This is a genomic window from Catenovulum agarivorans DS-2 (assembly GCF_000568405.1).
In the GTDB taxonomy this organism is placed as follows: Bacteria; Pseudomonadota; Gammaproteobacteria; order Enterobacterales; family Alteromonadaceae; genus Catenovulum; species Catenovulum agarivorans_A.
The window spans coordinates 1-11,487 of sequence record NZ_ARZY01000062.1 but is presented as its reverse complement, the minus strand read 5'-3'; the positions used below and the strand labels follow the sequence as shown (position 1 = coordinate 11,487).

The 11,487-nt window shown below is 42.0% G+C and carries 11 protein-coding genes and 1 tRNA gene; 1 reads left to right on the top strand and 11 read right to left on the bottom strand.

Annotated elements, in window-relative coordinates; genetic code table 11:
• Window positions 1-1,045, bottom strand: a 1,045-nt coding sequence (gene prfC, locus DS2_RS18755) for a peptide chain release factor 3 (RefSeq protein ID WP_035016591.1), incomplete at its 3' end; no start/stop codon positions are given.
• A 287-nt stretch (window positions 1,046-1,332) separates the two neighbouring features.
• Here prfC and DS2_RS18750 point away from each other — a divergent pair.
• A complete protein-coding gene (locus tag DS2_RS18750) occupies window positions 1,333-2,226 on the top strand; it encodes a phospholipase A (RefSeq protein ID WP_051480021.1) in 894 nt (297 codons plus the stop codon).
• Between the two features lie 282 nt (window positions 2,227-2,508).
• Here the strand turns inward: DS2_RS18750 and DS2_RS18745 are convergent, their stop codons facing one another.
• The 10 genes from DS2_RS18745 to DS2_RS18700 form a co-directional block, all read right to left on the bottom strand.
• Window positions 2,509-4,899: a PilZ domain-containing protein gene (locus DS2_RS18745; RefSeq protein WP_035016583.1), complete on the bottom strand. Its 2,391-nt coding sequence runs from the start codon at window positions 4,897-4,899 to the stop codon at window positions 2,509-2,511.
• Window positions 4,900-4,975: 76 nt separating this feature from the next.
• A complete protein-coding gene (rimI, locus tag DS2_RS18740) occupies window positions 4,976-5,434 on the bottom strand; it encodes a ribosomal protein S18-alanine N-acetyltransferase (RefSeq protein WP_051480020.1) in 459 nt (152 codons plus the stop codon).
• Between the two features lie 4 nt (window positions 5,435-5,438).
• Window positions 5,439-5,915 (bottom strand): hypothetical protein, encoded by a 477-nt coding sequence (locus DS2_RS18735; protein WP_035016581.1) that lies wholly within the window; start codon window positions 5,913-5,915, stop codon window positions 5,439-5,441.
• 18 nt (window positions 5,916-5,933) lie between these two features.
• Window positions 5,934-6,010, bottom strand: a tRNA-Trp gene (locus DS2_RS18730).
• A gap of 77 nt (window positions 6,011-6,087) precedes the next feature.
• Window positions 6,088-6,936, bottom strand: coding sequence for an HDOD domain-containing protein (locus DS2_RS18725; RefSeq protein WP_035016580.1), 849 nt, complete (start codon window positions 6,934-6,936; stop codon window positions 6,088-6,090).
• Window positions 6,937-7,025: 89 nt separating this feature from the next.
• Window positions 7,026-7,787, bottom strand: a complete 762-nt coding sequence (locus DS2_RS18720; protein ID WP_051480019.1) for a HesA/MoeB/ThiF family protein — start codon at window positions 7,785-7,787, stop codon at window positions 7,026-7,028.
• Window positions 7,788-7,885: 98 nt separating this feature from the next.
• Window positions 7,886-9,418, bottom strand: a complete 1,533-nt coding sequence (gene thiE, locus DS2_RS18715; protein WP_035016579.1) for a thiamine phosphate synthase — start codon at window positions 9,416-9,418, stop codon at window positions 7,886-7,888.
• 17 nt (window positions 9,419-9,435) lie between these two features.
• Window positions 9,436-10,239, bottom strand: a complete 804-nt coding sequence (locus tag DS2_RS18710) for a thiazole synthase (protein WP_035016578.1) — start codon at window positions 10,237-10,239, stop codon at window positions 9,436-9,438.
• Between the two features lies 1 nt (window position 10,240).
• Window positions 10,241-10,438, bottom strand: coding sequence for a sulfur carrier protein ThiS (thiS, locus tag DS2_RS18705; RefSeq protein WP_035016577.1), 198 nt, complete (start codon window positions 10,436-10,438; stop codon window positions 10,241-10,243).
• Window positions 10,429-11,487: FAD-dependent oxidoreductase (locus DS2_RS18700; RefSeq protein WP_152537650.1), on the bottom strand; the 1,059-nt coding region annotated here is incomplete at its 5' end. The genes DS2_RS18700 and thiS, both read right to left, overlap by 10 nt.

The window sequence follows — 11,487 nt, the reverse complement described above, 5'->3', positions numbered from 1 at the left end:
CCCCCGCCATAAAGGTGACGGCGTCAGAGATATTGACGTTTTTGCCAATACGGACATGATTCAGCTTCATGCCTTGCTGATAGGTACCAGAAACAATGCGCATAAATGCGATGCGGTCTCGATGTTTTGGATCCATATTCGCTTGGATTTTAAATACAAAGCCGCTAAAGTTTTCTTCATTGGCTTCAACCAAGCGCTCATCTGTTTGTCGCGCCATAGGAGAAGGTGCCCATTCAGTCAACCCATCTAACATGTGGTCCACACCAAAGTTACCCAATGCGGTACCAAAAAATACTGGGGTCAATTCACCCGCTAAAAACAGTTCTTGATCAAACTCGTGTGATGCCCCTATCACTAACTCCAACTCTTCTCTAAGAGTTTCTGCTAGGCTGTCGCCAATTGCTTGTTCCAATTCAGGGTTGTCTAAGCCTTTAATAATTCGCTTTTCTTGTATTGTATGGCCTTGACCTGTTTGGTATAAAATACTTTCATCTCTGTGGATATGGTACACCCCTTTAAACTCTTTCCCACAACCAATCGGCCAAGTCACTGGTGCACAAGCAATATTGAGCTCAGTTTCTACTTCGTCAAGTAACTCCATTGGATCACGAATATCTCGGTCCAACTTGTTCATAAAGGTTATAATTGGCGTATCACGGAGTCGGGTAACTTCCATTAATTTACGTGTTCTGTCTTCGACACCTTTAGCTGCATCGATTACCATTAAACATGAATCAACAGCCGTTAGCGTACGATAAGTATCTTCAGAGAAGTCTTCGTGCCCTGGGGTGTCTAATAAATTGACCAACTTGTCATTATACGGAAACTGCATCACAGAGGTGGTCACAGAGATACCACGCTCTTTTTCCATTTCCATCCAGTCAGATTTGGCATGCTGATTAGAACCACGTCCTTTAACCGTACCTGCGGTTTGCAACGCTTTTCCGAATAATAAAACTTTTTCAGTGATAGTGGTTTTACCAGCATCAGGGTGAGAAATTATCGCAAAAGTGCGTCTGCGCTGGACTTCTTCTAAAAATGACATCAACAAACTCTCTACTAGGTATTGGCAAGTATAAAACGCGGGCATTATACCGAATTCCATCAAATATGCATGATTTTGCCACGTATATATGCCAATAAAACGATATTAACGGTACTTTTGTCGCTAAGTTACCGCTACAATGTTGCTAAGGAAGAACAGACACCAATCACCTGCCCATGCGACTTAACCTAACTGTACTAACATATCTTGGACTTTTATGTTCATTTTTCCTGCCCAGCGTCACCTTCGCCCAGCTCACCGAATTTGAAAAATGCCAGTTACGGCAAATGAAACGAGTGAATGATGATTTAGATGTCGCACAAATTAACCAAATTTGTACACAAATCGAAGCACTAAGTCGTGGCAGCAATGGCGCATTAACCGAACGCTTACAACGGGAACGAACCACCGCATTTAGCCCGTACGTTATTACCCCTCATAGAATGAACTATATTCTGGTAGCCAGTTATACCTCGGGCTATAACGAGCGTGCGTATGAAAGTTCCACCTTGATTGACCCTCAACAGCAAGTTGAAGCTAAAATGCAGATGAGCTTCAAAGTACCGATTAATTATGCCCCCATCTTAAAATATGGTGATGGCTTGTATTTTGGTATGACGATGCAATCTTGGTGGCAAGTCTATAGTGATTTATATAGCAAACCTTTTAGAGAAACCAATTACCAACCGGAAATATTCTATTTTCACCCAACCAAATGGCAGTTGCTGAATACCACAACCAATCTTTTAGTCGGATTAGAGCACCAATCAAACGGGCGAGAATTACCCCTGTCTAGAAGTTGGAATCGCTTTTACCTAGCTGTGCTGGTTGAGCATAAAGATTGGGTATTACATTTCCGTCCTTGGTGGCGCTTACCCGAAAGCCGCAAAAAGTCGGCAGATGACCCAAGCGGCGACGACAATCCAGATATTGCGAAGTATATGGGATATTGGGAATTTTCAGGAGCCTATCGAATAAACAAAAACCTCCAAAGCCAATTCTTAATGCGCTACAACATAAATAGTGGCAAAGGTGCTATTGAAGCAGGTTTAACATTTCCAATTTGGGGACGTTTACGAGGTTATGTGCAGGCACACAGTGGCTATGGAGAAAGTTTAATTGATTATGACCACTCACAGAATCGACTCAGTATCGGTATTGCTCTGACCGACCTGTTGTAGCATACAGAAAAAGAAAACCCGGGGTGCACAGTCCCGGGTACAAACACTTAGGAGAACTTTAAAATATTATTATTATAGAATTTAACGCACCAGGTTGAAGCAAAACAATGCATTCAGCTATACATAAACTTAGAAAAACACTATCTTTTAACTACAGGTTAAATAAACAGCAATTTTTGCACCAACTAAACGCACCTTAAACCATAAAAACAACCACATTGTGGTCTTTTTAACACCAGATTAGAAATTAAATTTGGAAATGATCACTATATGTCGAGCGTTTTAATCAAAAATATCAAACACAAATTCGTTTTGTTTTGTATGATTTGACGTAATGAGCTCAAACGGTAGTTCATATCTCACCATCACTTCACGGGTAATATCGGTCAGCGTATAACAGTGTTTAATATGAGAAAAATAATTGCGTAGGTGATGTGCGCCCGCTGGTTGAAAAGCACTTAAATAACTGAGCTCAAGCTCAACAGCGTGCCAGTCTGGTTCAATTGCATCATGGCATTCCAATCGAACGACCCATATATGCCCAACTTCCAACTGTTGCTCAATCACTTGTTTGCGCAGTGACTCATCTGTTAGCTGATCTAACCATATATCGGTAAAAACGTCGTGCTGATTGACAACTGTGATAAGCAGCTCATACGTGTTGTTATTAATCGCATAATTGAGTAGCTGAAATCGCTCTAGAATAAAAGATTCTAGCTTTTTTGCTTGGTATTGGTGGCTTTTATCAATTAGCGCACTTAGTCGATTAGATGTACTTGGCTGTGCCAACATATTGTAGCTTTTATTGTCATTGCTAAAAATAAAACCGCAACATTGAGATGTTGACATGACGATCAGGTTTCTGATCGCTGTTTCAAGTTCTCCGCTACAAGGCTTTTGCGCAGAATCCATTCGGGCGTCATAAACTCGACCAAGTGCTTGCAACAAAGTACTAGAGCCTGACGCCAACCTTAGTCCAACCAGTCGATTAGTTTGGTTAGTTGCCATCACTTGATATTTGATAGATTCATCAGCTAGCTTTAGCTTTTTACTAAACTCTGGAAAAAATACCGATACATATTGACCACGCTCTAAATGCGGCCAACTGTGCAACTGTAGTTGAATACCATTCGAAGACAAATTCATCGTCTGCCCATGGATTTTACTTTCGGTGCAGTCAAGCTGAACGGGGGTTGAATATCGAACCCGTGGTTCTTTACGTTTGCCTAAAAACTGAAAGTGTAAAGCCTGCGTTTGTGTAGTCGCGAGTTTTTCTTGCTTAAAACGCATCAATGATTCTAATTGCTTAACATCAATTTCGTTATCAATATAACTAGCACGCGCGTGTTGATTGGTCACATCGATCAAAAGCGCAAAGTGGGTTAGCTCATCTAACTGCTCAACGACCTTGTCGGATACAAACTGGTTCTGAAAACTAATTTCTTCACCTGCGGATTCAGGTACGGCGATTGCTCGTTGGGCATTTTTTAAATCAATTTCTTGCAATTGAATTTTAAACACTCGCCAACCGGATTTTTGTGCGGCAAAACCTAAATATAGCTTGAGTAACCCAGCATCGACTAACTCGTCGTAAGTGGCGCTAAAATGATACTTTTTGCCATGTTGTATATGGGTAAAACAATACAAATATTCGTTTTTAACCGCGGTAATTTGGTTAAGTAGATTTAGCAATCTAGCGCCTGAAAACAACTGCCTTAATTGGCAAATACCATGCTCATCCTGCCAATACTCCAACACATGTGCATTACTGGCTTGTTTGCATACATATGGAATATGCACGCCATCTGGCCCGCGGGTTAAAAATAGCGGTAGTGCCATGTGAGTGTAAAAATAACATTGTTCGAACAGAATATTGCGGGCAGATTGCAAAGTGTTGCAGGCATCGAGCTTATATTTACGTCGATAACTTTTTACATACTTATCGATAAACTGGCTAAATTTAAATTGGTCTTGTTCTGCAATGATGGCTAACCCTATGGTAGTGACTTGGTCTTCCACTTTTTGCCAACATAACTTGTAATCTGCGCGGCACCGTTGTTCAGCAAATTTCGATTGCCAAGAAATAAATTCAACCAATACTGGCTGCTCACTTTGAAAGTGGTGCTCTGCCTTTATTTTAATTCTTAATCCAGATGGGGAGATATCGCAGGTGATTGCATTGACAACCTCTTTACCAATTGTGACCCGCACTTTGGTCGTATAATGCATGCGTTCTTCATTCCGAATAACCCGCTGACCAAATTCGATAGGGCTTAATAAAGTTCGCTCAACTTCAGTTCGTTGAGTCTTCGAGTCATAATCTTGAACTTGTGGCTTTTGTTTATATTCGAGCAAAATTTGTTCATATACAGCAAAACAATATTTTTGTTGGTACAGTGAATATAATTGCTGAAATCGCTCAACAGCACATTCGGGCAGGTAATGTTGAATACCCGCACACTCGTGTAAAACACATTTATCTTGATGTTTATTACGTAAATCAATTGGCCGTTTACAGGTTTTGTTTAACCGATTGATTTCCATCTTAACCAGAAAACGCTCGGAATTACTCAGATTTTTAGTATGAGACTTAAACAATGATTCAAATGCGGGCAGGCCTTTAGCAGGAGCTAACTTAACAACAAAAGTTTTTAAATGAGCAGGAAAATCCATTTATTGCGCTCCCCAAGCTAACCAATTCAACAAACAACACCTTTTAATGATAACTCAATACTAGACTATAGTATGGCTATTGCATTTTAGATAAATTTAACTCCATTATTATTGCATCTTCTTGTGGTGCTGATGCAGTCGCAGCATAATAATTTTTGCGCTGGGCGATATTTTGGTAACCGATTTTTTTATATAGAGCTTGTGCCTGGGTATTAGATGCGCGTACTTCCAACCATATTTTATCTGTATGCTTTAACAACAAACGCGCAATCAATGACTGATGCAGCGCTTGCGCCACGCCCATTTTTCTATGTTGTGGAGCCACACAAATATTCATCAAACAGGCTTCGTTGCATACCCAATCGGAAACTAAAAACCCTAAAACTTCGCCTGCCTCAAGTGCTACCAAATTATTATATCGCGGCGACAGGCTCGACATGAACAACGCTTGGCTCCATGGATCTGGTTGGCTTTGTTGCTCTATTTCAAGTATTTGGGGCAAATGATGGGCTTGCAAACAAACAATATCAATCATAAAGCTATTTTAATACCAGCTGACACAAGAATTGCCAAAACGCTTTTTGTTCAGCCCCTTTGGCCAGATCAAACTCTTGTTGCTGCCCTTGAGGTTCAAATGTGAATTGATACGAATCTTGTGACATTTGCTGATGACGATAGCTTAAGCCTGATTGTGAAAGCCATTCGCACAATGCAATTGCATCAAGCTTAGCTAAATTATGCACCGCAGCAGACAAAGGTGTAACTTCAGCTTGCACCACCTCAGCTGGCTTAACTTGAGCTGGCGACGACATACCAATCACGGATTTAATTTGCGATAAATGATCTATTTGACTGCGATTGCTCTCTGGCGCTTGATTTGTCGAAACGTTTGCGGAAGATACAGGTGTACTCGCCTGGCTAGACTCGTCAACTGGATGCCCAACTGCGTTAGTCTGGAAGTAATCTATGGAAAGTTCGGCAAGAACTGCCTGTTGATAAGTATTTAACTGCGACATAACAAATCTTCAGAAGACTGGCAGGGGCGGAGGGACTCGAACCCCCAACCATCGGTTTTGGAGACCGCTGTTCTACCAATTGGAACTACACCCCTATCGAGTTGCAGCTGATTATACATAGGCTTTTGATTGTGTAAAGCAATTAATTTCATATTCAGCTCGTTTGCTTATTTTATCGACTATTGTTAGCCATCACGCCTTCAACCACATCGTTGAGGTCTTCTTCTTCAAAATCAAAAAACTCCAATAACTGCTCTTTGACCATCAGCCACTCTTCACTAAGCTCTTTACCTTTTTGCAAATCAAGCACAATATGACGTGCTATCTTCAAAATAGCGAGCAACCATAAACCGACACGGCTAAGTTCTGATGTAGCAAATATACCATCGCTATCATGTTGATAATAAATGACTTCGACTAAGTCTTTTGCTAACTTCCAGCGTTGACCTAATAAAGCGCCGATTGTGGTATGGTTGGTATTAAATTGCGACCGCTCTAATGCCAATAGCTCACTGCCCCATCCGGCTTCTTCTGCTTTGTGCATAATGCTGGCAAATTCAGGATAGTTTATCACCATTACGGGTATGCCAGCATCGTGAAACAACCCCAGCATGTATGCGTTATCTGCCAATTGTGGCTTGTCAAGCTGATTGCATACCATGGCGCATACATTGGCAACATCTGTAGAATCTTGCCAAAAAGTTGCTAGCTCATCACTTGCGTCCATTGCGCTTTTTAGCGCCACAGCTTTAACAATCGGAAAAACTCTTTTTAGGCCGAGCACCATCACAGCCTGGTCGATTGATTCTATTTCTCTGGCACGCCGAAAGGCTGCAGAGTTCACCACTTGTAAAACCGAGGCAGAAATAGCAATGTCACTAGAAATTGCTTTAGCAATTACAGCAACATTAGGCTCTGGTTTTTTAGCTTCTTCACTTACTTTCAATAAAGCTTCAGGACGGGGTGGGATGGTGACATTTTGCAGTATTTGTTTTTCAGCAGCGGTAATTTTAATTGCCATTAATTTGAATACCTTAAGTCACATCAATCGTATAACTTAAGGGTAAACTTTGTTTGCATTTGCGGCAAGTATTTAAGCCAATAAAACGTCTAACCACTACAGACGGGGCAAGTTGGATCTGCGGTTAGTTTAAACTGACGGTTTTGCTCAGACCAAATGTCAATCATATGTAGCTGAGCAAATGAACAAGACTCAGGTTGAACCACATACTTAACAAATTCAAGCGCTTGTTTGCTGCCCATTAAACCAAGCAAAGGCCCAACCACACCAGCATTGCTACAATTTAAACCGCTCTGCTCGTTGTCAAGATCGGGAAATACACAGTGGTAGCAAGGTGATTTATGCTGCCTGAAATTAAACATCATAAACTGCCCTTCGCCTCTAATCGCCGCGGCACTAATAAGTGGGACTTTAGCTGACACGCAAGATTGATTAATGAAATAACGGCTAGAAATATTATCTGTGCAATCTAGTACTGCGGTCGCCTCTTCTATTAATTTTAGAAAATTGCTACTTTCGACTTTTCGCTCAACCGCATTCACTTCAATCAATGGATTCAAAGCTTGCATCTGATTCGCTGCCATCTGAGCCTTACCCCGACCAATATGATTGGTTTTATATAAAACCTGCCGCTGAAGATTAGTCACCTCTATGACATCTGGGTCTATAATGGTTATCTTCCCCACCCCAGCAGCAGCTAAATACAAACATACGGGACTTCCTAAACCACCAGCCCCAACTACAACCGCATGTGCATTTTTTAGTTTAATTTGTCCTTGTTCACCAATTTGGCCTAATAATAAATGGCGGCTGTAGCGGGTCGCTTCTTGATCTGATAATTTATCCAGCACAGGTACACTCCGTTTTCAAAACTTTCTAACTGGTATTGTATCTAGTTGGCCGCTAATTTTGTTGATGTAAACCAATTATATCGGCTTTTTGACTCATGCTAGCGACAACCTTCAACAATTCGCTGCAGTTGTTTAAAGGCGTCTTCGGGTGATTCGGCCTCTGTGATTGCAGTAACCAACGCAATTGAGCCGACACCTGTTTGTTTAACTTGCTGAGCTCTGTGCATATTAATACCGCCAATGGCAACAACGGGTAAGTCATCAACTAAATCTAAATAGCGCTCAAGACGCGTTATGCCTTGAATTTGTCCTGTCATATCTTTAGTTTTAGTTGGGTAGATGGCGCCAACCGCCAAATAACTTGGTTGCAACTGCTTGGCTGCCAGCAACTCATACTCTCCATGCGTACTAATACCTAAGCGTAATCCTGCTTGTTTAATCGCGTGTAAATCAGCTTCCGCTAAATCTTCTTGGCCTAAATGCACCCCATACGCCTGATGTTTTATCGCCAACTGCCAATAATCATTGATAAATAATCTAAATCCGTACTGGTTGCTAAGCGCGACTGCTTGGCTAATTTGCAGCTCTATTTGTTCGATTGGTAAGTTTTTTAATCTAAGCTGAATAGTTTGAACGCCTAACGGTGCTAAGCGCTCAATCCATTGAACATCACCTACCACTGGATATAAACCAAGCGATAACGAACCACAGTCAGCAAAATTATCCGCGTATTTAAATTGACCTTGGTAACCCTGCTGCCAATCTAAACGCTCTGCCAATTCTGAACCAGACTGTAAAATAATCGGATAGTCGTCTAAACAATTTGGCCAATGGCCTTGGCGTATCGGCCCATAGGCACCTTGATAGTGCTGAGCCAACCTTAACCCTTGGTTTATATAAGCTTTTGCTACAGTTACAGCATCTCGCAACAAATATCCCTGCGCAAACAATGCAGCGATTGCAGATGCATAAGTACAGCCAGACCCATGGCTATGTTCAGTATCAATTCGCTTTGAAGCTAACCAAAATTGTTCGCTGCCATTGTCGGCCATATCAACACAATAAGCTTTATCTATATCTATGTGTCCGCCTTTTAATGCAACCGATCCGACACCCATTGCCATCAATGCTTGGGTTGCATCTAACATACTTTGCCAGTTAATAATGTAGACACCCGAAAGTCGTTGCGCTTCATTCGCATTTGGTGTCAATACGTCGACCAATGGCAATAATTTTTCTCTGATTGCTGGTAGTATGTCTTCTTCTGCTAAATTTCCACCCGCTGAAGCTATAGCAACTGGGTCGTAAATGACCTTAGGCATCGACATACGTGCTGCATAATCAACCAACCACTGCGAGATCGCATGGATCTGTTCTACATTAGCTAACATACCAATTTTAATAACTTGTGGAGGCCTATCAATTGCAAGCGCATCAAGCTGCGACAGCAGCACCTCTAGTGACACAGCGTTAATTTCTTGCACACCAAAAGAATTTTGTGCTGTGTTGGCAGTTACTACACTGCTAACATCACACCCTAAGTTGTGCATGGTTTTTATATCAGCTTGAATACCTGCACCGCCGGAACAATCAGAACCAGCGATACTCCACACTATTGGGTAATTTTGCATATCAACTTACTAATCTTTTAAGACTGATGCCAAAATGGCATACCTAAGGTTGGAGTACTGGGTTGCGCTGTATCTTTTTCTGGCATTTTACCAGCCAAATAACCGTAACGACCAGCCTCGCATGCAGCTTTAAACGCTTTAGCCATAATGATGGGATCTTGCGCTTGTGCAACTGCCGAATTTAATAAAATTGCATCGTAACCTAATTCAAACGCCTGTACAGCATCTGACGGTTTACCAATACCGGCATCGACCACCAGAGTTGTCTGCGGAAAACGATTGCGAATGGCCGACAGAGCATATGGGTTTAATAACCCTTTACCTGTGCCTATCGGTGCACCCCATGGCATTAATACCTCGCAGCCTAACTCGACCAAATGCCGGCAAATAACCAAATCATCGGTGCAATAAGGCAATACCTTAAAACCATCATTGATTAGGATTTCGGTCGCTTTTACTAAATCGATTGGATCGGGTTGAAGGTTATACTCGTCACCGACTAATTCTAGTTTAACCCAGTCAGTTGCAAAAATTTCCCGCGACATTTGCGCCAATGTCACCGCCTCTTGAATCGAGTGACAACCTGCGGTATTCGGTAAAATCGTTAGGCCTAAGTCCTTTATTTGTTGCCAAAACATATTACCGCCACCTGTTTCAGGCGACTGCCGGCGCAACGATACAGTGACAATTTCGGCAGCAGAAGCAGCGATAGAATCTTGCATGACTTTAGGCGATGGGTACAGCGCAGAGCCAATCAATAGACGGCTGTTAAAAGTCTGCCCGTATATATTTAATTTATTTGATGGAGTTTCAGTGGTCATATTAGCCCCCCTGAACTGGAGACAAGATCTCGATTGAATCTTGGTCAGATAAAACCCAAGATTCATGCTGACTTTTAGGAACAAACTGCCCATTGACCGCCAATGCAAATGGAGCAGTGGCGCCAAAATCACGGACAATTTCTAACAAAGATCTAGACTCGGAAGTTTCGACCGTTTGGCCATTTATTTTTAACTGCATGTTGATAACACCTGTGGGTTTACCTGAGTATGCGTATTAGCATCTAACACAGCTAACGCTTGCTCCATCATTGCAGGAGCAAGTAAAAAACCATGTCGATACAAACCATTAATCCGCATTAACCCTGCTTGATTAAAGATTTTCGGTTCATTATCAAACAAAGTTGGTCGCAATCCACTTTCAATTTCTAATATTTCGGCTTCGGCAAATCCAGGATGCACGCTATATGCTGCGGAAAGTAATTCAAGTGCCGAACGTACTGTTGCTGGTTTATCTGACTGGGACTCAATTTCAGTCGCTCCAATGACATATTGATTTTGTGGTTTGGGCACAATGTAAATTGGGTATCTCGGATGCATTAAACGTACAGGTCGTTGTAACTGAACTTCAGGAGCATATACCCGAGCCACCTCACCGCGTACGCCACGCAATTGATTAATATCAGCCCTAGCCCCCATGCCGCGACAATCAATAACCAAATCAAAACTGAATGCTGTACCATTGACCCATACTTGATTAGCCGCAACATCTGCTTGTGTTGACCAATTCAACTGCACTTGGTTATTTTTCAGTGCTTGATTAAGCGCTTGGTACAATCCTCGATTATCAATTTGAGCTTCAGTCGGCAGGTATAAACCCTGGTGGAAACGTCCAGCCAATTCGGGTTCAATTTCGGCTATTTGTTGGCCATTCAACCATTGCATTTTAGTTTTTGCGCCATCCACTTGCGGCGTTGAGTTGTCGTAAAGCTTTAAGCGCTGACTAAAACTCAGTAAGTCACCCTTATCTTGAGTATGCGCTAAAATCAAACTACCACTTTGTTGATAAAAAACATTCTGTGGCAGTTGCTGTAACAACTGCGGCCACAACTCAAGCGAACGCTCGCCTAAGCGACTGACCAAAGCACCAGAAATGACAGATTCTGCAACAGGAGCTACCATAGCCGCAGCTATATATCCTGCGCTGGTTCTGCCGGATTCATCACCTTTTTCAAACAAGTTGACCTGGTTTGTCTGGCCGTTAGTTTGGCTTGGCAAGCTCAATTGCCA